General features: G+C 39.7%; 20 protein-coding genes. 16 read left to right on the forward strand and 4 right to left on the reverse strand.

The window, feature by feature from the left end:
- Positions 1-374: 374 nt before the first annotated feature.
- The 11 genes from rpoE (at position 375) to acpS (ending at position 10,400) form a co-directional block, all read left to right on the forward strand.
- Entirely contained in the window at positions 375-953 is a 579-nt protein-coding gene (gene rpoE / locus M992_RS07350; RefSeq protein WP_047257089.1) for an RNA polymerase sigma factor RpoE, read from the forward strand.
- Between the two features lie 44 nt (positions 954-997).
- Complete coding sequence (gene rseA, locus M992_RS07355) at positions 998-1,612, forward strand: anti-sigma-E factor RseA (RefSeq protein WP_053907975.1); 615 nt, start codon at positions 998-1,000, stop codon at positions 1,610-1,612.
- Positions 1,612-2,556, forward strand: coding sequence for a sigma-E factor regulatory protein RseB (gene rseB / locus M992_RS07360; RefSeq protein WP_053907976.1), 945 nt, complete (start codon positions 1,612-1,614; stop codon positions 2,554-2,556). Before rseA ends, rseB begins: the two co-directional genes overlap by 1 nt.
- A 12-nt stretch (positions 2,557-2,568) precedes the next feature.
- Positions 2,569-3,033 (forward strand): SoxR-reducing system protein RseC, encoded by a 465-nt coding sequence (rseC, locus tag M992_RS07365; RefSeq protein WP_053907977.1) that lies wholly within the window; start codon positions 2,569-2,571, stop codon positions 3,031-3,033.
- A 447-nt stretch (positions 3,034-3,480) separates the two neighbouring features.
- Positions 3,481-5,277, forward strand: coding sequence for a translation elongation factor 4 (gene lepA / locus M992_RS07370; RefSeq protein WP_053908063.1), 1,797 nt, complete (start codon positions 3,481-3,483; stop codon positions 5,275-5,277).
- A 17-nt stretch (positions 5,278-5,294) separates the two neighbouring features.
- The gene (gene lepB, locus M992_RS07375; protein ID WP_053907978.1) at positions 5,295-6,266 is read left to right on the forward strand and encodes a signal peptidase I; all 972 of its coding nucleotides are present in this window, start codon (positions 5,295-5,297) and stop codon (positions 6,264-6,266) included.
- A gap of 263 nt (positions 6,267-6,529) precedes the next feature.
- On the forward strand, positions 6,530-7,210 hold the full coding sequence (gene rnc / locus M992_RS07380; protein ID WP_047257084.1) for a ribonuclease III: 681 nt from the start codon (positions 6,530-6,532) through the stop codon (positions 7,208-7,210).
- Positions 7,207-8,115, forward strand: a complete 909-nt coding sequence (era, locus tag M992_RS07385; protein WP_053907979.1) for a GTPase Era — start codon at positions 7,207-7,209, stop codon at positions 8,113-8,115. The genes rnc and era overlap by 4 nt, the downstream gene beginning before the upstream one ends.
- Positions 8,116-8,128: 13 nt before the next feature.
- Positions 8,129-8,875: a DNA repair protein RecO gene (gene recO, locus M992_RS07390; protein ID WP_053907980.1), complete on the forward strand. Its 747-nt coding sequence runs from the start codon at positions 8,129-8,131 to the stop codon at positions 8,873-8,875.
- Between the two features lie 395 nt (positions 8,876-9,270).
- Positions 9,271-10,002, forward strand: coding sequence for a pyridoxine 5'-phosphate synthase (gene pdxJ, locus M992_RS07395; RefSeq protein ID WP_053907981.1), 732 nt, complete (start codon positions 9,271-9,273; stop codon positions 10,000-10,002).
- Positions 10,002-10,400 carry a holo-ACP synthase gene (gene acpS / locus M992_RS07400; protein WP_053907982.1) on the forward strand — a complete coding sequence of 133 codons (399 nt, stop codon included), beginning with the start codon at positions 10,002-10,004 and terminating at the stop codon, positions 10,398-10,400. Before pdxJ ends, acpS begins: the two co-directional genes overlap by 1 nt.
- A gap of 8 nt (positions 10,401-10,408) precedes the next feature.
- Here the strand turns inward: acpS and M992_RS07405 are convergent, their stop codons facing one another.
- The 3 genes from M992_RS07405 to M992_RS07415 form a co-directional block, all read right to left on the reverse strand.
- The gene (locus M992_RS07405; RefSeq protein WP_053907983.1) at positions 10,409-10,669 is read right to left on the reverse strand and encodes a YfhL family 4Fe-4S dicluster ferredoxin; all 261 of its coding nucleotides are present in this window, start codon (positions 10,667-10,669) and stop codon (positions 10,409-10,411) included.
- Between the two features lie 459 nt (positions 10,670-11,128).
- The gene (locus M992_RS07410; protein WP_255314102.1) at positions 11,129-12,544 is read right to left on the reverse strand and encodes a sugar porter family MFS transporter; all 1,416 of its coding nucleotides are present in this window, start codon (positions 12,542-12,544) and stop codon (positions 11,129-11,131) included.
- 345 nt (positions 12,545-12,889) lie between these two features.
- Positions 12,890-13,450, reverse strand: coding sequence for an NADPH-dependent FMN reductase (locus tag M992_RS07415; protein WP_053907985.1), 561 nt, complete (start codon positions 13,448-13,450; stop codon positions 12,890-12,892).
- 245 nt (positions 13,451-13,695) lie between these two features.
- Between M992_RS07415 and leuE the strand changes: the two genes are divergently transcribed.
- On the forward strand, positions 13,696-14,337 hold the full coding sequence (leuE, locus tag M992_RS07420) for a leucine efflux protein LeuE (protein WP_053907986.1): 642 nt from the start codon (positions 13,696-13,698) through the stop codon (positions 14,335-14,337).
- A 66-nt stretch (positions 14,338-14,403) separates the two neighbouring features.
- The gene (tadA, locus tag M992_RS07425; protein WP_211257335.1) at positions 14,404-14,919 is read left to right on the forward strand and encodes a tRNA adenosine(34) deaminase TadA; all 516 of its coding nucleotides are present in this window, start codon (positions 14,404-14,406) and stop codon (positions 14,917-14,919) included.
- A gap of 147 nt (positions 14,920-15,066) precedes the next feature.
- Here tadA and mltF read toward each other — a convergent pair whose 3' ends face one another.
- Positions 15,067-16,791 (reverse strand): membrane-bound lytic murein transglycosylase MltF, encoded by a 1,725-nt coding sequence (mltF, locus tag M992_RS07430; RefSeq protein WP_053907988.1) that lies wholly within the window; start codon positions 16,789-16,791, stop codon positions 15,067-15,069.
- A 275-nt stretch (positions 16,792-17,066) separates the two neighbouring features.
- Here mltF and purL point away from each other — a divergent pair, with 275 nt between their 5' ends.
- The 3 genes from purL to qseG all read left to right on the forward strand — a co-directional run bounded on the left by purL (position 17,067) and on the right by qseG (position 24,036).
- Complete coding sequence (gene purL, locus M992_RS07435) at positions 17,067-20,954, forward strand: phosphoribosylformylglycinamidine synthase (protein ID WP_053907989.1); 3,888 nt, start codon at positions 17,067-17,069, stop codon at positions 20,952-20,954.
- Between the two features lie 794 nt (positions 20,955-21,748).
- Entirely contained in the window at positions 21,749-23,188 is a 1,440-nt protein-coding gene (locus tag M992_RS07440) for a sensor histidine kinase (protein WP_053907990.1), read from the forward strand.
- A 134-nt stretch (positions 23,189-23,322) separates the two neighbouring features.
- On the forward strand, positions 23,323-24,036 hold the full coding sequence (gene qseG, locus M992_RS07445; protein WP_053908064.1) for a two-component system QseEF-associated lipoprotein QseG: 714 nt from the start codon (positions 23,323-23,325) through the stop codon (positions 24,034-24,036).
- Positions 24,037-24,045: the final 9 nt, after the last annotated feature.

The raw sequence follows: 24,045 nt of genomic DNA on the forward strand, positions 1-24,045 counted from the left end.
TTTAGTATAAATGAGAGGTTTCATGTTAGCCTATCATTTGGTGCAAAGCTATTTTGCGATATATGCCTGTTATAACTCAAATTATTGGTAGCTAGGCTGCATTTTTAACACGCTTATTTTAGCTATGTAAGAGGTTAAAATAGCGTATTAGAAGAACATTTTTTATGCGATGCTATTGGGATTTTAGCTAGTAGATCTTATCGATCCCTAACGATCCACCAGGAATAGGTCGTATCTTTTATTATTTTATTTTCAATTAAATTGAACTTCGCTAATTTTTGCGACTCAAAAGTTATGCTTGCTAAAGTAATGGATAACATAACTGGTGACGTGATGATTTATGTGGAGCCTGAATTCAGGAGAATTAGCCTGGAATGAGCGAGCAACAGACAGACCAAATGTTGGTCGATAAGGTACAGCAAGGCGATAAAAAGGCCTTCAATTTGTTGGTAGTTAGATACCAGCATAAAGTTGCAAGCCTAGTTTCACGCTATGTACCGCAAGCTGATGTGCCTGATGTCGCTCAGGAAGCTTTTATTAAAGCTTATCGTGCGATCAGTTCATTTCGCGGTGATAGTGCATTTTATACTTGGCTGTATCGGATCGCCGTTAATACAGCAAAGAATTATTTAGTGGCTCAGGGGCGCCGTCCTCCGGCTTCAGATTTAGAAGCCAGTGATGCAGAAAATTTTGAAGCTGCCAGTGCGCTAAAAGAAATTTCGAACCCTGAGAATTTAATGTTGTCAGAAGAATTAAAACGTGTGGTTTTTAAAACTATTGAATCGCTTCCTGAAGATTTACGCATGGCGATAACACTTAGGGAGCTTGATGGACTTAGCTACGAAGAAATAGCAGAAGTCATGGATTGTCCCGTCGGTACAGTGAGATCGCGTATCTTCAGGGCCAGAGAAGCCATCGATAGTAAAGTGCAACCACTGATCCAACAACACTGACAGTAAATGTAATTGTGGTGCTAATAACTTAAGGGTATTTAAGCATGCAAAGAGAGAAACTTTCCGCATTGATGGATGGTGAAGTTCTGGAACCAGAATTTATCAGCACTGTCTCGCAAGATTCAGCGTTACAGCAACGCTGGGAGAGCTATCATCTCATCCGTGATACATTGCGTGGTGATACCGGTGAGGTTGTCCATTTTGATATTGCGAGCCAAGTTGCACTGGCGCTTGAAAATGAGCCTGTGCAGTTGAATCCGCAAGCGATTCCAGAATCACAACCTACCCCGGCTCATTGGGGGGCACCTATCTGGGCAAAAATTCGTCCTTGGGCGAGCCAAATTACACAAGTCGGTATGGCCGCATGTGTTTCATTAGCGGTTATTGTAGGCGTTCAACAATATAATAAAGATGGTGATATTGTGGCTCAGCCAGAGTATGCCGCTTTTAATACAGTACCGGTGGGAGCAGGAGCACCTGTGAGCTTAAATGTATCCAATGAGCAATTATTTGGTAATGAACAACAAATGCAGGTAGAACAACGTAATCAGCGTATCAATGCTATGCTTCAACAGTATGAGATTGAGCGCCGTTCTATGTTGCAAAATAGTGATCAATCTATGCAGCCTGTCTCTTCTGCTGGAGCTAAACAGCAATAATGAAATATTGGTTATCCGTCGTCTTTTTGGCGGGCGGCCTACTAGCATCTAGCACTGTTTCGGCGGCACAATCTGGAGCTGAAACAGTGTTAGAAGATATGGGGAATGCCGCTCAACGCTTGTCTTATGAAGTCTCCTTTATCACTATTAGCCCACAGAGTATTACCCCTGCCCGTTATCGGCATGGCTTAATTAATAAGCAGCCAGTGGCTCAGATGATCCAAATGGATTCATCGCGTCGAGAAATCGTGCAAAAAGGTAATGTTATTAGCTATTTTGAGCCTGGTTTTGATGCTTTTAGCCTAAATGGTCAATATATCGTTGATCACCTACCGTCAGTCATTTTTGCAAATTTCCCACAATTAAGCGCATATTATAACTTTATCGATGCTGGACGCACACATATTGGTGATCGTCCTTGTTTAGTTATTCGTGTTATCTCGAAAGATAACTCCCGCTTTAATTATGTTTTATTAATCGATGAAGAAACACGTTTACCATTGAGAATTGATTTACTCGATAATAACAACGAGACACTAGAGCAATTTAGAGTAATTTCAACGGTATTAGATAGTAAGTCGGTGAATGATTCGTTAATCGCGTTGAGTAAATTGAATCTTCCACCTTTACTTATTGCGCCTAAAAATGAAAAACCAGCATTTACTTGGCGTGTAGGTTCTGTTCCGCCAGGTTTTGAGGAAATATCTCGCTCTCGACGTAATATTCAGCAAGGTGATCAACTTGAAACGGCTATGTTCAGCGATGGACTGTTTAGTTTCTCCGTTAATGTGACGAAAGCCGGAAATGGTAAACTCATTGAGCAACCTATTAGCCGAGGGCGTCGAACCATTTATACGTTAACTCAAGGGCAAAATGAAGTGACTATCATTGGTGAACTCCCATTAGCTACGGCGAAGCAAATTGCATCCAGTATTCGTTTTTAGGAGTGGTAAAAAATGATTAAAGAGTGGGCAACCGTTATTCGTTGGCATCAAGGCCGTGCATTATTGCGTTATGGGGCCTCTTCTGGCTGCGGAAGTTGCAGTGCTCGTGGTGCTTGTGGTTCTTACGTGCTAGATAAAATCACTCCTGAAATTGAGCACCAGCTCGAAATTTCTATTGATCAACCACTTGAAGTTGGACAAAAAGTAGAAGTTGGTATTTCTGAAGGCAGTTTATTGCGTTCAGCGATGTTAGTTTATTTATCACCTTTATTAGGATTATTTTTATTGGCTGGTATTTTACAAGCTAATGATTTTTCTCAGATCTGGGTGTTTATCGGTGGAATGATTGGTGGCATTGTGGGCTTTCTATTAGCTAAAAAAATAGCTCACTTTTGGGCTGGCGAAGCCGCATTTGAACCTGTTGTTTTACAGATTGGCTTACCTCCAACCGAACTTGTTACTCGTACTGAATGCTGATAATTCTGTATTTGCCAGTAAAAAATAGAATGAAATGCTCAATGAGAATAATTAAAGTGATGTGCCAATGAGCGCTTATTGAGCGATGAAGGATTCTCCTCCTCACTATATTTGACGCATATGTACGATTTCGACTAACAATCTAACATAATAACTACGATGACTATTTTATTAACGTATCCTCTTAATTATTGAAAACTCATGCCAATCATTCATAGCATTGTCGCGCTATAAATCAGCGTATTTAGCTATTTTTAGCTGTATCAATTGCCTTAATACACAGGATTTACCTTAGTTTTACATTGAATCTTTGTGTTAACTATCTCTTCTATGTAAAATGTTGCCAATTACTCAACTTGTGACATACATAGCGTTTTAGCTTTGGGGTATGAAATTCACCCTAAGCTGATTTTGTAAGGCAATTTAAAAGAAGATATTACCTTGAAAATCAATAATATTAGAAACTTTTCAGTTATTGCTCATATCGATCACGGCAAATCAACATTGTCGGATCGTATTATTCAAATTTGTGGTGGTTTAACCGATCGTGAAATGGAAGCCCAAGTTCTGGATTCCATGGATCTTGAACGTGAACGCGGGATTACTATTAAAGCTCAGAGCGTTACGCTCGACTATAAAGCCGCTGATGGTGAAACTTATCAGTTGAACTTTATCGATACACCCGGACATGTTGACTTTTCATATGAAGTCTCGCGCTCTTTGGCTGCCTGTGAGGGAGCATTGTTGGTAGTTGATGCTGGGCAAGGCGTGGAAGCGCAGACACTGGCGAACTGCTATACCGCAATCGAGATGGATTTAGAAGTTGTTCCTGTTCTGAATAAAATCGATTTACCAGCCGCTGATCCTGAGCGTGTCGCCGATGAAATTGAAGATATTGTGGGCCTTGATGCTCACGATGCAGTACGCTGCTCGGCTAAAACCGGTGTTGGCGTACAAGAAGTTATTGAACGTTTAGTTCGAGATATCCCGCATCCTACCGGTGACGCAGATGCTCCTCTTCAAGCGTTAATCATTGACTCATGGTTTGATAACTATCTGGGCGTAGTATCGCTTATCAGGATTAAAAACGGTACCTTGCGTAAAGGCGAAAAAATCAAGGTCATGAGTACAGGCCAAGTTTATAATGCCGATCGTTTAGGTATTTTTACCCCTAAACGTGTTGAACGTGATACGTTGCATTGTGGTGAGGTTGGCTGGTTAGTGTGCGCTATTAAAGATATTACAGGCGCACCGGTTGGTGATACCTTGACAACATCTCGTATGCCAGCAGATAAAGCATTACCCGGTTTTAAAAAAGTAAAACCACAGGTTTATGCTGGATTATTCCCAGTAAGCTCTGATGATTATGAAGCTTTCCGTGATGCGTTAGGTAAATTGAGCTTAAACGATGCATCATTATTCTATGAGCCAGAAACGTCAACAGCATTAGGTTTTGGTTTCCGTTGTGGTTTCCTTGGATTACTCCATATGGAAATCATCCAAGAGCGGTTAGAGCGCGAATATGATCTTGATCTTATCACCACCGCGCCAACGGTAGTGTATGAGATTGAAATGACTAATGGTGAGGTTATTCAAGTTGATAGCCCGTCCAAATTGCCACCATTAAACAATATTAATCAACTACGTGAACCGATTGCTGAATGCCACATGTTGATGCCAAAAGAATATTTAGGCAATGTAATCACCCTCTGTGTTGAGAAACGAGGGGTGCAAACCAATATGGTGTATCACGGAAATCAAGTTGCATTAACCTATGAAATTCCGATGGCAGAAGTGGTTTTGGATTTCTTTGATCGATTAAAATCAACTTCACGTGGTTATGCTTCTCTGGATTATGGTTTTAAACGTTTCCAAGCCTCTGATATGGTAAGAGTTGATGTACTTATTAACGGCGAGCGCGTTGATGCCTTAGCATTGATTACTCACCAATCTAACTCTCAATATCGTGGTCGTGAATTGGTTGAAAAAATGAAAGAGCTAATCCCTCGTCAGCAATTTGATATTGCTATTCAGGCAGCCATTGGCAACCATATTATAGCTCGTTCTACGGTTAAACAATTACGTAAAAACGTACTTGCCAAATGTTACGGTGGTGATATTAGTCGTAAGAAAAAACTGTTGCAGAAACAGAAAGATGGTAAGAAACGTATGAAGCAGGTCGGTAACGTAGAGCTGCCTCAAGAAGCATTCTTAGCGATATTACATGTCGGAAAAGACAACTAATTTGAAAAGGAGTATCAATGGCTAATACATTCGCCTTGATCCTGACGCTGGCAACACTGTTTACCGGGATTATTTGGTGTTTGGATCGATTTAAGTTTGCGCCAGCAAGAAAGCGTAAGCTTAAAAAGCTTGAGGAAATGACTAAAGGCAGTATAGATCAGGAAGAGCTAAAAAAGGCAGTTCGCAAGCCAGGTTGGATGGAAACAAGTACATCTATTTTTCCTGTGTTAGCCATTGTACTGATAGTTCGTTCCTTTATTTATGAACCTTTTCAGATCCCTTCCGGCTCAATGATGCCAACCTTATTGGTTGGCGATTTTATGCTGGTGGAAAAATTTGCTTATGGGCTGAAAGATCCGGTGACACAAACAACATTAATTGCTACGGGAAAACCGCAGCGCGGTGATATCGCAGTATTTAAATACCCGAAAGATACTAATGTTGATTTCGTAAAACGTGTAATTGGATTACCGGGCGATAAAATTGTTTATAACCCACAGGCCAAAGAACTGACTATTTACCCAAACTGTTCTAATAATGATTGCCAAAAAGAGTTACCTATCGTCTATGGGCCGCTTGAACCGAGTGAATGGACAATGTTCTTTAATGTTGATTCTGTAGTGGAAAGTCAGAAAGGGAACTATCAAATTCCTTTGGATCAGCCAGTTCCTAATTATGCCTTGCGTCAATATGAAAGAACGGAAAAATTAGGTGATGTTCAACACCAAATTTTGATTATTAGACAAGCAATGACTGAATCCCGTTATATTCAGCCTGGAATGCCACTCAATGAATGGATTGTTCCAGAAAAACAATATTTTATGATGGGAGATAACCGAGATAATAGTTCCGACAGTCGTATGTGGGGCTTTGTTCCGGAGCAAAATTTTGTTGGGCGAGCGGTATTTATCTGGTTAAGTTTGGATAAGCAAGAAAATGAATGGCCGACAGGGATCCGTTTTAGTCGAATGGGGCCGATAAGCCAGTAACTGTATTACCAGTAGCCGTATCAATAGTTATCAATGTGGGTTTTAAATTTAAAACCCACATTTTACGAAGCTTTATTTAGCATCACAGTGTACAATAATTTATATTAATCTGATTGGCTTATTTTTAAGCGGATTTCAGTTCGATTTATTGAAATGTCCTATTAAAAAAGTCAGTGCAAACGCAACAGTTTTGTAAAGTGAGTGATTTTACAGGTCTGTTGCGTGTGCTTTTTTATCAATCTACTAAAGTCGGTTGGTCGCGCATGAACCCTATTTTAATTGAGAAGTTACAGCGTAAGCTGGGTTACCATTTTAGACAGCATGATCTATTAGTCCAAGCACTGACACATCGCAGTGCGAATAGTAAGCATAATGAACGCTTAGAGTTTTTAGGTGATTCAATTCTAAGTTTTGTTGTTGCAAATGATCTCTATCATCGCTTTCCAAAAGTAGATGAAGGTGATATGAGCCGAATGAGAGCCACACTTGTCCGTGGGAATACGCTAGCAGAAATCGCCCGTGAGTTTGAACTGGGTGAATGTTTACGCTTAGGTCCTGGGGAGCTTAAAAGTGGCGGGTTTCGCCGCGAGTCTATTTTGGCTGATACAGTAGAAGCATTAATTGGCGGGATCTTTTTAGATAGTGATATCCAGACTATTGAAAGAATTATTCTTGATTGGTATAAGTCAAGACTGGATGAGATTAGTCCGGGTGATAAACAGAAAGATCCAAAAACACGTTTACAAGAATATCTGCAGGGCCGTCATTTACCTTTACCGACTTATTTAGTTGTACAGGTTAAAGGTGAAGCTCACGATCAAGAATTTACTATCGATTGTCAAATCAGCGGTATTGAACAGCCTGTAACAGGTGTAGGTTCAAGTCGTCGTAAAGCTGAGCAAGCAGCTGCAGAGCAAGCATTAAAAATTTTGGAGCTTGAATGACCGAACAAATAAACTATTGCGGTTTTGTGGCAATAGTCGGCCGACCTAACGTAGGCAAATCTACATTACTGAACCAATTATTGGGACAGAAAATATCCATTACTTCGCGCAAACCACAAACCACTCGACATCGTATTATGGGTATTCATACAGAAAATGAGTACCAAACCATTTATGTCGATACTCCAGGTTTACATATTGAAGAAAAACGCGCAATTAACCGTTTAATGAACCGTGCAGCCTCTAGCTCTATCGGTGATGTTGAATTGGTTATCTTCGTCGTAGAAGGAACTAACTGGACCGCTGATGATGAAATGGTAGTGAATAAGCTGAAAAGTTTGCGCTGCCCAGTTATTTTAGCGATCAATAAAATTGATAATGTGGTCGACAAAACTGTTTTACTGCCACATATCGGTATTATTAGTAAAAAAATGGACTTCTTAGATGTTGTTCCGATCAGTGCTGAAAAAGGCATGGGCGTCGATACAATTGCTAAAATCGTACGTAAGCATATGCCTAAAGCCGATCATCATTTCCCTGATGATTATATTACTGATCGTTCTCAGCGTTTTATGGCCTCTGAAATTATCCGTGAAAAACTGATGCGTTTTCTAGGCGAAGAGTTACCCTATTCTGTAACGGTAGAGATTGAACAATTCGCTGTTACTGATAAAGGCAGTTACCACATTCATGGTCTGATCCTCGTTGAACGCGAGGGACAAAAGAAAATGGTAATTGGTAATAAAGGCAGCAAAATAAAAACTATCGGTACTGAAGCACGTATCGATATGGAAAGATTATTTGATACCAAAGTACATTTAGAGCTGTGGGTCAAAGTGAAAGCGGGCTGGGCGGATGATGAACGTGCATTACGCAGCCTTGGCTATGTTGATGATCTAAAATAATAGGTCTATCTCTGTGAATGGTTGGCAGCGAGCATTCGTACTTCACTCAAGGCCTTATAGTGAAACGAGTCTATTACTAGATATGTTTACTGAGGGCGAAGGGCGGGTGTGTATTTTAGCCAAAGGTGCTCGTCGTAATCGTTCACCATTAAGGGGCTGTCTTCAGCCCTTTACTCCTCTGTTGATCCGCTGGGGTGGAAAAGGTGCAGTTAAAACCTTAACTAGTGCTGATGCTGTTTCTTTAGCTTTGCCGTTGTCTGGTACGGTATTGTATAGTGGCTTATATGTTAACGAATTAGTTTCCCGGATCTTAGAGCAAGGTACCGCTTATTCTTCATTATTCTTTGATTATTTAGAATGCCTTCAGACTCTAGCGGCTAGTGAATATACCCCGGAGCATGCATTACGTCGTTTTGAACTTTCTTTGTTATCTCATATTGGCTATGGTGTTGATTTCCTTCACTGTGCAGGAAGTGGCGAACCAGTTTCAGATACAATGACTTACCGTTATCGTGAAGAGAAAGGATTTATCGGTAGCTTAATTATTGATAATTTCAGTTTTACAGGCAAGCAACTGAAAGATTTATCACAGCGTGAGTTTTCTGATATTGATAGTTTGAAAGCAGCAAAAAGATTTACGCGAATGGCATTAAAGCCTTATTTAGGTGGGAAACCATTAAAAAGTCGTGAATTATTTCGTCAGTTTACTCGTCCTGTTAGCCAAATAAATATAAATAAACCGGATGAAAGGTTGGTTTAGCTATTATAGGTTCATAATATAATAATTATTTTTATATTAAATGTAGTTATTTTTATTTTACTCTCTCCTTATTATTAATATTCTCATTTATCTATTCTAATTGATTAATTTGTATTTTTAGTCATGTTTTTATACCATTTTCATAGTGAAAAAATATATCGTTTAACTGATTAAAATCACCTTATCCAGTCTTTGAGATATAAACAGTCACTTGATAAAAATAGTTGATAAATTTGCGAAGCAAATTCAAAGAGTATTAGTATATTTGTGCATGCGTTATTATTTATTGTCTGTGACAATATAAAGTCTAATATTTTTTACACCAAAAGATAAATTTGCAGTAGGATAGAGGCAGAAAAAACATCTCTATTCAAACAATATTGTAGGAGTAAAATGTGGCTGAATTGTTATTAGGTGTAAATATTGACCATATTGCGACAGTCAGAAATGCGCGAGGTACACAATATCCTGATCCAGTACAGGCAGCATTTGTTGCTGAGCAAGCGGGTGCTGATGGAATTACAGTACACTTACGCGAAGATCGCCGCCATATTACTGACAGAGATATCGAGTTACTAAAAAATACAATTCAGACTCGTATGAATTTAGAAATGGCTGTAACTGATGAAATGGTTGATATTGCTTGCCGGATAAGACCTGATTTTTGCTGCTTAGTGCCTGAAAAACGAGAAGAAGTCACCACAGAAGGCGGATTAGATGTTGCTGGTCAAAAAGATAAAATTGCCGATGCGGTTAAACGTTTAACCGCGGCAGGCATTCAAGTTTCATTATTTATCGACGCCGATCATCAACAAATTGACGCTGCTCAACAAGTGGGTGCTCCATTTATCGAGATCCATACGGGGGCTTATGCTGATGCAGCCTCTACCAATGAGCAAGAATTAGAATTTCGTCGTATCAAAGATGGCGTTTCTTATGCCGCTAGCAAAGGCTTAAAAGTAAATGCAGGGCATGGATTAACCTATCATAATGTCCAGCGTATTGCATTATTGCCAGAAATTTATGAATTAAATATCGGCCATGCAATTATTGGGCGCGCATTATTTAGCGGCTTGGCGCAAGCTGTCTCTGATATGAAACAGTTACTTAAGGAAGCGCGTAATTAATGTCTATTGTTGGCCTTGGTACAGATATTGTTGAAATATCCAGAATTAGCCAAATAATCGAACGTTCGGGAAGTAATCTCGCCGAACGTATTTTGACTGAGCATGAATTAGTCCAATATTTTCAGCATGCTCGACCAGAACGTTATTTAGCTAAGCGTTTTGCTGTGAAAGAAGCGGCAGCCAAAGCATTAGGTACGGGGATCCGCCAAGGATTAGCATTCAATCAATTTGAAGTTAAAAATGATGCCTTGGGTAAACCTGTCTTATCATTACATGGCGCCGCATTGACATTAGCACAGTCGCTGGGGATATCGACACTCCATGTCTCTATTACTGATGAACGCAACTACGCTTGTGCGACTGTGATCGCAGAAAAAATATGCGTAATGCCGATATAGCAAATAGATTAAATTTTATCGGCGTGATGAAGTAGTACAAATTTATCCCATAATTGATCCTGTGATTCTATGTGTGCGGGATCGATTATAATAGTATTATTGATAGGGCATACCGATTGACAAGTGGGTTTGTCATAATGACCGATACATTCAGTACAGCGGTTCGGATCAATCTCGTATATTTCATCCCCCATATAGATAGCATCATTCGGGCATTCGGGTTCACACATATCGCAATTAATGCATTTCTTGGTAATTAATAAAGCCATATCAACATCTTATAATTTATCTGGTTGAATATTAGTAACTTATATCTTGCACTTATTCGTTACGTGAAATTAATATCTATTTTAACTAAAAAATAAATATTTACTCAAACAATAATCAATAAATTACTAGATAGTATTAGTAATTTATTTCTAGAATTTAATATCAAAATTTAAATCAGAGAATTTAAATCTTAGGCATTAAAAGAGTAAAAATTGATCTTGAAGAGTTAAGTAAAAACTAAACGATTATATTCGCGGTAAAACATGCTAAACCAACAGTATTTTAGTTGTAGACTACTTAATACAAAATTAATGATTGGAAAATAGAGTAATAACTAAAGAGAGATTAATGCAAATTATAAATATAATCTTATTAAGATTAAAATAGGTGCTATTTAGCCGCAATAAGTAGGCTCTAAGAACCTACTTATTGGCTTATTACACTAAAGATAATACCTATTATTTACCTAGTTGACGTAATGAACAACCGCTCATTAAGTTTTTCTCAATATGCTCTAACGATACCCGTTTAGTTTCTGGTACAAACATAAAGGTAATGATAATAAAGATAAAATTCATAACCGCATAAATCCAGAATGTATTGGAATCACCAAATTTATTTAATAGGGTTAAGAATGTAGCGCTGACTAGCATATTTGCTATCCAGTTTGCACTGGTTGAGCAAGTAATACCAAAATCACGCCCTTTTAAAGGCTGAATTTCAGAGCATAATACCCAAATTAGTGGGCCGGCACTCATTGCAAAGCCTAAGATAAAGACTAGCAGCATCAACACACTAAAATATTGACTAAATACAGTGTGATTATCCATTTGGAACATGAAGGCTAATGCACCCATTCCGATAGTCATAACGGTAAAGCCAGTTAATAAGATAGGTCGTCGGCCAAAGCGGTCAACAATTGAAATAGCGATAAAGGTAGCTATAACATTAATTAAACCAATTAATATGGTACCGTACATTTGTTGTGTTGTAGATGCAAAACCGGCTAAAGAAAAAACTTTTGGTGCATAATACATGATTACATTAATTCCGGTGAGCTGTTGCATAAATTGCAAGCCAATCCCAAGGATCACAGCACGACGAAAATTATTATTTTGTCTAAATAATTTAAATCCTGTTTGTTTTAATTTTAAACTATTTTTTATTTCTGTTAGCTCTATTTCAACTTCTTGTGATGTTTGTCGAAGTTTTAATAAAATATCTTTTGCTTCGCCCATACGTTCTTTGGTTGCTAACCAACGTGGACTTTCGGGGAGAAAAGAGACTCCAATTAATAATAAGATAGCAGGAATGGTAATAATACCCAGCATCCAGCGCCAAGCACCATCATAACTGAATCCAGTATCAGAAATAAATGCCACTAAAATACCGATAGTGATCATTAATTGATACATCGAAATCATCCCACCACGTATTTTCTTCGGTGCTATTTCTGATAAATAGATCGGTGCGGTAAATGAAGAAATCCCAATCGCTAAACCTAAAATTAAACGTGAAATAATTAAGACTTCAACATTTGGTGAGAAAGCTGAGCTTATTGCGCCAATAATAAATAACATAGCGCTTATCAGTAGTGTGCCTTTACGCCCTCGAAAGGAAGTTAACCAGCCACTGGATATTGCACCGACAGCAGCACCAAACATCATGGAGCTTACAACTAATTCTTGTTGTAAGGCAGAGATATGGAAAGTTTTACTAATAAAGGGGAGAGCTCCTGCAATAACACCGGTATCTAAACCAAAGAATAGCCCGGCTAACGCGGCCATCATCCCTACAAGGATAACGACCATATTATAACTAACATGCTCTTTTTTATTTAATGACATAATCGCCTCAGAGATTTTATTCTTTATATTAATTTTTAGTATAGAGAAGAAATAAAAATATAATTAGCTCATTTACAAAACTAGAAAAAACAATGACTAATTTAAAAATTAAACTTATATTTTGAATTAAGTCATTATTTGTTCTTATTTGGTTAATTTAAATAATTATAGTTTGTATTTTAGATTAATTTAATTCTCATTTTATTTTTAGTATTAATAATGCACAATTTTTAAAGGATACTCTTTAACTAATTGTTTTTATGGTGATCTTTAAAGACGATAAACAATCAATGATATTTAGGATGTGATTTATGCTGGCCAATAACCTTATAAGTAGCCAGCATAAAAGTAAAACGATATGGATAATGGTATTTATTTGCTTTCAATTTTGGCTATGGTATAAGCAGAGAAAGCCTCCATCCATTGTTGTAGGAAAGTTAGTGTTCTTTCATTAGTAATATTATCTTGGTCATCGATCATGCCCTCTATCCAGTGAATAAATCCTTCAGGTTGAGGCATTGTTTGAACATTTAAAAAAGAGAGAATGTTCCGCAGATGTTGCTGAGCTAATGCGGTGCTTATTGATCCCATTGATGTACCGATAATGCCAGCCGGTTTTGTGGCAAAGACATTAGTTCCGGCAGGTCTTGAGCCGTGATCTAGCGCATTTTTTAATACACCAGGAACTGAACGGTTATATTCAGGAGTGACAATTAATAAGCCATCACAGTGAGCAACTTGGGAATGAAAATCAAGAACTTCAGTTTTTGGAGCAAGATCATCATCTTGATTATAAAGAGGTAATTTACTGATATTAATAAAATTAAAGGATAGTCTATTATCAGCTAATTTAATTAGGGCTCGAGCGAGTTTTTTATTTAGAGAGTCAGTACGTAAACTACCAACGATAACAGCAATTTGATAATTACTCATAATTTGTACTCCGTTATTTTATACCAATAACTTTCATTTATTAAAATAATATATGTCATATTATTTCGATTGTAGAATGAATTTAAGTAAATAAATATGTATTCCTTTGATGAGCAATAATGTTCATTTTAGTATATTTATTTATTGGCGACAGTTTATCCATTCACAAAATGAAAAATCTGTGTTAAAAATTTTGTATAAATATTTTTAATAACAATTTAAAAGCGTAAAAAGCAAGGAATAAAATGTTTGAAGATATTGGTATTGTTAATTTTTGGACCTATATGGCAGGTTTGATTCTGATTATTCTAGTTCCTGGTCCTAATTCACTTTATGTTTTGAAATCAAGTACTTCTTATGGAACTCGTGCGGGATATAAAGCTGCATTAGGCGTTTTTACTGGGGACGCTATATTGATTTTTCTTTCTTTTATTGGCGTTGCTTCGCTGATTAAAGCGTCTCCGTTTTTATTTGATCTAATCCGTTATTTAGGTGCCGCTTATTTACTGTTTTTAGGCGGCAAGATCCTCTATTTCAACTTGCTATGTCGTACCAGACCACAGGATAACTCTGCCATAGCTGTTCGCACTAAAGATCAATTTACTAAGGCGCTAATGCTGAGCTTAACTAACCCGAAAGCCATTTTATTTTTCATGTCATTTTTTATTCAATTTATCGATTTTAGCTATCCACATACGTCTCTTTCCTATTTAGTCTTAGCGTTAATATTAGAATTGGTGAGTTTTACTTATTTGAGTACGTTGATTTTTGGTGGCTATTTTATTGCTCGCTATTTTCGTCAGCAGCAAGGTTTAGCTAAAGTAGGAAATTGCGCTGTAGGGACCTTTTTTATGGGATTTGCGGCAAAATTAGCTCTTTTCAGTTGATGATGATTTGCAGTCAAAGCATACATCAGCAATAATTATCGATTATTTAATATCGATGAGGTTGATGTGACCCAAGCCGAGAGAGATCAATACTGGATGCGATATGCGATGCAGTTGGCTAAAAAAGCTCAGGATATTGGCGAGATACCTGTAGGAGCAGTATTGGTTAAAAATGATCAATTAGTTGCTGAAGGTTGGAATCGACCAATTAGTGATAATGATCCCACCGCACATGCAGAAGTTATTGCACTTCGCGCGGGGGGAGAGCGATTGGTTAATTATCGTTTATTAGATACTACACTGTATGTCACATTAGAGCCGTGCGTTATGTGTGCCGGTGCGATGATCCACGGGCGAGTAGGGCGTTTAGTTTATGGAGCGAGTGATTTTAAAACCGGTGCCTGTGGTTCATTATTGGACGTTATAGGGCATCCAGGAATGAATCATCGTATAGAGGTGGTTTCTGGGGTATTAGCTGAAGAATGTGCTGATTTATTAAGTCAATTCTTTAAGTTACGTCGTGAGCAGAAAAAACAGCAAAAATTATTAGTTCAAGCTGCAGCTAAATCAGCACAACAATAGGGATATTTATTAATATTTAAGTTGATTAATTTAATCGTTTTATTGAATCAACACCCCCTTGGAGAAATTACTAGGGGGAATTGCTACATTTTCAGTGCTTCGTCCACGGGTAGCCAAGTTCGAACTAATTGATAGTTAACAATAGACTTAATGTTCTGCACTAGGTATCAGCGGAATAGCGCGAGTATCATCATGAGATTGTTGATATTGACTAGCTTGTTTTTGCAATTGCTGTTTTCTTTTATGATAAATCGAAAGAAAATGATCGCCGAGAATATTTTCTGGATTTACCGCAGATATTTTATTTGGTATTGACTGATTCTGTAGATTTTTCAGACTTACTTTCTCTTGTGGTACAGAATGAGATTTAGGCGCTGGATAACTATTTGCTGGCTCGATATTTGAATCACTATTCTGCTTAATAAGGGCTGATGAGGTACTCTCGTCTAGAGGTGCAAACAAACGGGCTTGCAGTTCATTAGGCTCCGTTAATGGCTTATTTTCTTGATTATATAGATAACCGACTAAACTTTGCTGATAACGGCGAATATTTTCGACATAGCGATAGGCTTCATGCCCGCGGGCATAGCCGTAGTTGAGCTGGGTATAGTATTTTTTCTGAGTCAACAATGGCAAACGAGATTTAACATCTAACCATCGATTTGGGTCGCCTCCTTGCTGTTCAGTTAGCTTACGTACATCCAACATGTGACCATAGCCCATATTATACGCGGCTAAAGCAAACCAAATACGTTCATCGTCGGGGATAGATACTGGTAAACGTTGCATAATATATTCAATATAAGCCGCCCCTCCTTTAATACTTTCTTCGGGATCTAAACGGTCTTGCACTCCCATAGTGGCAGCTGTCGGTTTGGTTAGCATCATTAAACCACGTACTCCTGTGGGGGATGTTGCCTGTGGATCCCAATGGGATTCTTGCCAAGCGATCGCCGCTAATAAACGCCAATCAATATTATGCGCATATTTTTCAAATAGGGGCCGATAATCAGGTAAGACTTTATTAATAGCACTAATAAAGGTCAACGTATCAAAATAATCAAAGCTGCTGACATGACTAAAATACTTTTCTTCTAAGCGGGCTAGTAATTCTTCTTCATTACTGGCATTGAAAAAATCCAGCAAAGCCGCGTTGAGGCTATCGTCTGCCGTTCGTTCCATATACCAAGTGATGGCATTTTCTTCACCGAGATCGAATGCAATTGCCGCTTGAGGATGAATACGTTGTTGCAGTGATACCGAGATAGAATCTTCGAGCGTATAGTCGATTATCCCTTCAGCCACCATTTCTAGCAGCTGATGGGTACTGTAGTCGTTGGTTTCTTGCCAGCTTAGCTCCGGATAAAATTGTTTTAACTGTTTGAGCGTTCTAGCATGCGCAGAGCCCGCCATGACCACAAATTTTCCATTAACTTGATCAAATGATTTAGGTCGAGTCGTACCTTTCCGGTAAATTAATTGTTGCGATACGGATAGATATTGTGGACCCGCTTGGGCATTTTTTAAGCGATCTTGATTGTACAGTAAGCCCGCCGCGACTAGATCAGCTTTATCTTTTTTTAGATCATCAAACAGCTGATTAATGGTTGGTCTAACCGTAACCTTAAGTTTGACGCCGAGATAATCGGCAAAATGCTGTGCGAGTTCATAATCAAAACCGCTAATTTCATTTTTATCGTTAACATAGATCAGTGGTGAACTGATAACACTGACGCGCAACTCTTTGCGTGACAGTATTCTTTTTAACTGCGATTCTTGGTGGCCTGACCAATGAGTATCTAAGCCAATGATAGCGGCAGATAAAAAAGCAATAATAGCGATAACGAAATAATGTATTTTAAAATTATTCAAATAATTATATCTCGTTAGTGGTACTGGTGTCGTCGTAATAAAAACTCAAATCGAGCTAAATTTAGTATGGTTATATTCCCAGTAATCTGACATTCTGCGAAACAATTTAGCGCGGTGCAACAAAAATTGTCTATTTTATATGAGAGATATTTTATCACTTCGCTTTATTTTTGCTCACGCAAACGGTTTCGTATTGATGAACATTGCTTTATAATGGCTTCAGTTCCCCTGCATTAACGGTCAGGGCTGGCGTTCAAAAGAGAGAATCAAAGACTATGGAAATTTTGCGTGGCTCACCTGCTTTATCAGCATTCCGTATCTCCCGCTTACTGACATTATTTCAGCAACAAGAGATCCCAATTACTGATATTTACGCTGAATATGTACATTTTGCTGATTTAGCGGCACCGCTAAGTAATAGTGATAAAGAAAAGCTGGAAAGTCTGCTCAAATATGGCCCATCGCTCCCGGAACATACGCCTTTCGGGACGTTATTACTGGTTACGCCAAGACCCGGAACTATCTCTCCATGGTCATCTAAAGCTACCGATATCGCGCATAATTGTGATTTAACGGCAGTTAAGCGGATTGAACGCGGTATTGCTTATTATATACAAGCGGATACGTTGACTGATACTCAACAGCAGGCGGTTGCTGCTATATTGCATGACCGTATGATGGAAGTGATGTTTACCTCAATGGATCAAGCCGCTGCTTTGTTTGTACAACATCAGCCTGCACCGCTGAAGGTGATTGATATATTATCTCAAGGGCGCAATGCTCTTGAACAGGCGAATACGGCGATGGGATTAGCCTTAGCGGATGATGAAATTGACTATTTATTGGCGGCCTTCGCAAAATTACAGCGTAATCCTACCGATATCGAACTGTATATGTTCGCGCAAGCTAACTCTGAACATTGCCGTCACAAAATTTTTAATGCCGATTGGATTATTGATGGTGAAGCTCAGTCTAAATCGTTATTTAAGATGATCAAAAATACCTTCGAGCAGACACCAGATTATGTATTATCTGCCTATAAAGATAATGCTGCGGTAATGGAAGGTTCTTCAGTCGGGCGTTTTTTCCCCGATGCACAAGACCGTCATTATGATTATCATCAAGAAGATGCCCATATTTTGATGAAGGTCGAAACGCATAATCACCCAACAGCAATTTCTCCATGGCCGGGGGCAGCAACGGGATCTGGTGGAGAAATTCGTGATGAAGGTGCAACAGGGCGTGGCGCTAAACCTAAAGCGGGCTTAGTCGGATTTTCTGTGTCTAATCTGAGAATTCCCGGTTTTGAACAGCCATGGGAAGAAGATTTCGGTAAACCATCACGCATTGTTAGTGCGTTCGATATTATGATGGACGGTCCATTAGGCGGCGCTGCATTTAATAATGAATTTGGTCGTCCCGCACTGTTGGGCTATTTCCGCACTTATGAAGAAAAAGTCACCAGTCATAACGGTGAGGAATTACGCGGTTATCATAAGCCGATCATGCTTGCCGGTGGGATCGGTAATATTCGTGCAGATCATGTCCAGAAAGGTGAGATCTCCGTTGGGGCTAAGCTGATTGTACTCGGTGGTCCATCAATGAATATCGGTTTAGGTGGCGGCGCTGCGTCATCGATGGCCTCCGGTCAATCCGATGAAGATTTAGATTTTGCTTCGGTTCAACGGGATAACCCAGAAATGGAACGCCGTTGCCAAGAAGTTATCGATAGCTGCTGGCAAATGGGCGACGATAATCCGATTCTTTTTATTCATGATGTCGGTGCTGGTGGTTTATCCAATGCGATGCCTGAGTTGGTAAGCGATGGTGGTCGGGGTGGTCGTTTCGAATTACGCAAAATCCTAAATGATGAACCGGGCATGAGCCCACTAGAAGTGTGGTGTAACGAATCGCAAGAACGTTATGTTATGGCTGTATCTCCTGAAAAATTGCCAATCTTTGAAGCAATTTGTCAACGTGAACGTGCACCTTATGCGGTCATTGGTGAAGCGACAGAAGAACATCATTTATTATTGAATGATCAACATTTTGATAATCATCCTATCGATATGCCACTAGATGTATTGTTAGGTAAAACACCCAAAATGCTGCGCGATGTTACAACTCAGCAGGCACCAGCACAGGCATTAGATAGAGCGGCGATTGAGTTACACGATGCGGTAAAACGTATTATGCATTTGCCTGCGGTGGCTGAAAAAACATTCTTAATCACCATTGGTGACCGCTCAGTAACTGGCATGGTAGCGCGTGATCAAATGGTGGGACCGTGGCAAATTCCGGTCGCCGATTGCGCGGTAACGACGGCGAGCCTAGACAGCTACTATGGTGAGGCTATGTCTATTGGTGAGCGTGCACCAATCGCATTATTGGATTTCGCGGCTTCTGCACGTATGGCGGTAGGAGAAGCTCTAACCAACATTGCATCGGCTTATATCCAAGATTTAAAACGTATTAAGCTATCAGCTAATTGGATGGCTGCCGCAGGGCATCCAGGTGAAGATGCGGGATTGTATGCTGCCGTAAAAGCGATTGGTGAAGAATTATGTCCTGCGTTAGGGATAACTATTCCTGTAGGCAAAGATTCGATGTCGATGAAAACGCGTTGGGATGAAAATGGCGAAACTAAAGAGATGACATCGCCGTTATCATTGGTGATCACCGCGTTTGGTCGGGTTGAAGACGTGCGCTTAACTGTCACGCCGGAATTAACAACCAAAGTTGATAACCGATTGTTATTAATCGATTTGGGACAGGGACATCATGCGCTCGGTGGATCGGCATTAGCCCAAGTTTATCGTCAGTTAGGCAGTAGCACACCTGATGTTCGTTCTCCTCAATTATTAGCGGCCTTTTTCCAGACGATTCAGCGTTTAATTGGCGAGCAAAAATTATTGGCCTATCACGATCGCTCCGATGGGGGCTTAGTGGTGACATTGGCTGAAATGGCGTTCGCTGGGCACTGTGGTATCAAGGTGGATATCAGTGCGTTTGACGATGATATTTTAGCCGCATTATTTAGCGAAGAGTTAGGTGCAGTAATGCAAATCCGAGCGTCAGACTTAGCGTATGTAAAGGCGTGTTTTGCTGAGGCAGGGCTAGCTGATTGCTTATTCGAACTTGGTAGTGCAACCTCTGGTGATGATATTATTATTAGTAGCCGAGACACTATTGTCTATCAAGAACGTCGTAGTACTTTGCGCCAATGGTGGGCTGAAACCACATGGCAGATGCAACGTATTCGAGATAATAGCGAATGTGCAGATCAAGAGCATCAGGCCAAACTTGACTTGACCGATCCGGGGCTGAATACACAGCTGACTTTTGATATTTCTGAAGATGTCGCCGCGCCTTATATTATGCGTGGGGCTAAGCCAAAAGTGGCAGTACTGCGTGAGCAGGGCGTTAACTCGCATGTTGAGATGGCTGCAGCATTCCATCGTGCCGGTTTTGATGCCGTCGATGTGCATATGAGTGATTTAATGGCAGGTAATCGTTCATTGGAAGGATTCCATACGCTGGTGGCTTGCGGTGGATTCTCTTATGGAGATGTCTTAGGTGCGGGCGAGGGATGGGCTAAATCAATTCTGTTTAATCCTCGAGTAAGTGATGAATTTTCGGCGTTCTTTAACCGTCCGGATACCTTGTCATTGGGCGTGTGTAATGGCTGTCAGATGATGTCGAATTTACGTAGTTTGATCCCCGGTGCTGAATTATGGCCACGCTTTGTTCGTAATCGGTCTGAACGTTTTGAAGCTCGTTTTAGTTTAGTTGAGGTCGCAGATAGCCCATCATTGCTATTTAAAGATATGGAGGGATCGCGTATGCCGATTGCCGTCTCGCACGGTGAAGGCTTAGTTGAAGTTCGTGATCCAGCACATTTACAGCAGTTAGAAGCCAATCATTTAGTGGCGTTGCGCTTTGTCGATAACTTTGGCCAAGTGACAGAACAATACCCGGCTAACCCAAATGGTTCAGCGAATGGGATTACGGCAGTCACGACGACGGATGGGCGTGCTACTGTGATGATGCCACATCCTGAACGTGTTTTCCGTACCGTTAGTAACTCGTGGCACCCAGCTGAGTGGGGCGAAGATAGTCCATGGATGCGTATTTTCCGTAATGCGCGTCGTCAATTAGGTTAATTTATTTTGTAATATCAATAAACTATCTTGTTATTTTTACCCTGCTTCGGCAGGGTTTTTTTGGCGATAAATATAGCCTGTCGTGATATACCGACAATTAGCTTTATTATTGTCTCAAATAGGAGACATTTATACTATTGATTTTAAAGGTAATTAAATAAAGCTAATTTTAGTGTCTCAAATAAGAGACAGTATCGGCTATTTGTGGAAATAAAAACGGTAGTATAAGATTGAAATTTGAGTTTTAAAGTTTAATTTCTTTATATATCAGTCGATTAAATATTAATTTGAAAACTTGGCACGGATGATGCATTATATAAATCAGTTGCTCATTCAACTCATTATGTCGGTCCACATTAGGGTGGGGATATACCACATAAAATCAGAATGACGCCAGAGTAAGGTGCCTACCGTCCGGTAATATCGATATTCGCCCTCGGGCCTTATCACGCAAAGGACGACACGTTGAGTGAGGCGCCACCTATATGAGTTATAGATAAATAACTTATATAAGCAAGATCAGTGGAATATAACTAATAAAGTATGTTATCACGGGTGGAATGAAGAAAAACGCTTCATTCCACCATCCTGCTCTCACCGTTATGTATCGCCCTTCATTTATTTTCTCTTTCTTTCATGCGGTATCACAATAATTCACTATCATCGATGAGCAAATTTTATCTTGGGTTAAAGATTAATCATAAAATCAGTCTAATTATGTGATTAAACCGATTAATCAAGTTCACACTCGGTAAATAGTTCTGTTACCATAAAGAAAATATACAGGTAATGAGATGATTTCTTTGAATAAGTGGCGTCTATTTCCGCGCTCATTGCGCCAACTCGTAGTGATGGCTTTCTGGCTGGTATTATTACCGTTGCTGGTACTGGCCTATCAGGCCTATCAAAGTTTAGAGCAGCTGAGTAATCAGGCGGCTGAAATTAACCGTACGACTTTACTTGATGCTGGTCGGCGTGAAGTTATCAGCAGTTTAGCTCTCGATATCGAACGAACCTATCGGCAATCTTGCGTGCTACGTGACGAATCGCGTAATGCTATCTATAAAAAACAATTCTATGAATATACCACTATGCTTGAGCGGCAAGCCGTTATTTTGTCAAATGATGAAATAACAGCACCTATTATCAATTTGTTAGCGCAATTAAAAGAAATTCAATGCGAAGGTAGCCAGCCAGAGCCAGCGATGTCTCAGGCATTAGAACAATTTTCTCTGGCGAATACTCATCTTGCTGAAGTTACTCGGCATGTTATTTTTAGTCGCGGAGAGCATTTACAAACGGCTATCGCCAATAAAGGTCAATTATTTGGCTGGCAAAGTTTAATTTTATTTTTATTAAGTGTGTTATTAGTCGCGCTATTTACCCGCATGATTATTGGACCAGTGAAAGGTATTGAACGCATGATCAATCGGTTAGGCACTGGAAGAACGTTGACTAATAATCTTGACCGTTTTAAAGGTCCGCGAGAATTACGATCGTTAGCCCAGCGGATTATTTGGCTTAGCGAACGTTTGGCGTGGTTAGAATCTCAGCGGCATGAGTTTTTACGTCATATTTCCCACGAATTAAAAACGCCATTAGCCAGTATGCGAGAAGGGACCGAGTTATTAGCAGACGAAGTCGTAGGCCCATTAAATGGTGAGCAAAAAGAAGTGGTTGAAATTCTTGATAACAGCAGCAAACATTTACAGCAGCTGATTGAGCAGCTATTAGACTATAATCGTAAGTTGGCCGATAGCCCACCGGAAGCCCAATGGATTGATTTGAAAAAGCTGATCGATGATATTGTTAGCGCTCATAATTTGCCAGCAAGAGCTAAAAACATGGTGACTGAGGTGAAGTTAAAAGCCGATCATTGCTTAGCGGAACCGACATTATTAACTCGAGTGATAGATAATCTTTACTCCAATGCGGTGCACTATGGCAGCGGATCAGGTAATATTTGGATTACCAGTCGGCAATATGGCAATAAAATTCAAATAGAAGTCGCTAATACAGGTACACCAATTCCTGAATCTGAGCAAAGTATGATTTTTGAACCCTTTTATCAAGGCTCATTAGTCCGCAAAGGGGCAGTCAAAGGTAGTGGTTTAGGCCTCAGTATTGCCAAAGATTGTATTCGGCAGATGGGCGGCGAATTGACATTAATTTCCAGCAAATCAGCGGATGTTTGTTTCAGAATTGAGCTGCCGTTAACAGCAGAGAATGAATAATAATGATGATCAGGTCTATAGGATCCTTGCTGGCTGCCAATCAATGGTCGCGAGCAAGTTTTCACGCAGCAGTCGTGAAATTTAAACGCTCAACAACAGCTTACTCAGTCAATTTTTTGCGACTGGGGGTTTTAATGTTGCCGTTTATTTTAGTCGGTTGTGTGGGAGTGAATGGGCAATCTCCGTTAAGTACATTAACTCAATCGGTTTTGCCAGAAGATAAAGTGGTTGATTACCGTTATACCGATTGTGAGAATATTTGGAATATGGAACAGCCAAATGTACGCGAAAATTCATTATATTGGCTACGTGTCATGGACTGTGCGGATAGATTATCCACTAATGAAGCTCGTACCGATGCAAATCAAATTGATGCTAACCACTGGTGGCAAGTTTTTCAGCAGAGTATTTTATTAAATGCAGCAGAACCGACAGTGGCTGAGCGGCGTAAAATTGTCGATAACTTGAATACTTATAGCTTACAATTTCCGACGGCAGTTCGGCCGTTGTTGCAATTGTGGCGAGAGCAGCAAGTACAGGCGATTAATCTGACAGAGATAAACCTGCGTTTTAAGCGTTTACAACAAGACAGTGACAATAGAATAGATCGCTTAAAAGAGCAAAATGCACGGCTTGAATTTGAATTAAATAATGTGTCGCGTAAATTAGAAAATCTAACCGATATTGAGCGCCAGCTCTCATCCCGTAAACAGACTCAAAATATTCCGGCCGCTGAAATGGAAAAACCGGCGACAGATAAACCCGCAGATGAACAGACGTCATTGCAGAAACCACCAGTCGAGACAGTCAACCCTACGGAAGACGCCACGAGTACTTCTAAAGAATAATCGACTATT

It is taken from the genome of Moellerella wisconsensis ATCC 35017 (genome assembly GCF_001294465.1).
Classification (GTDB): domain Bacteria; phylum Pseudomonadota; class Gammaproteobacteria; order Enterobacterales; family Enterobacteriaceae; genus Moellerella; species Moellerella wisconsensis.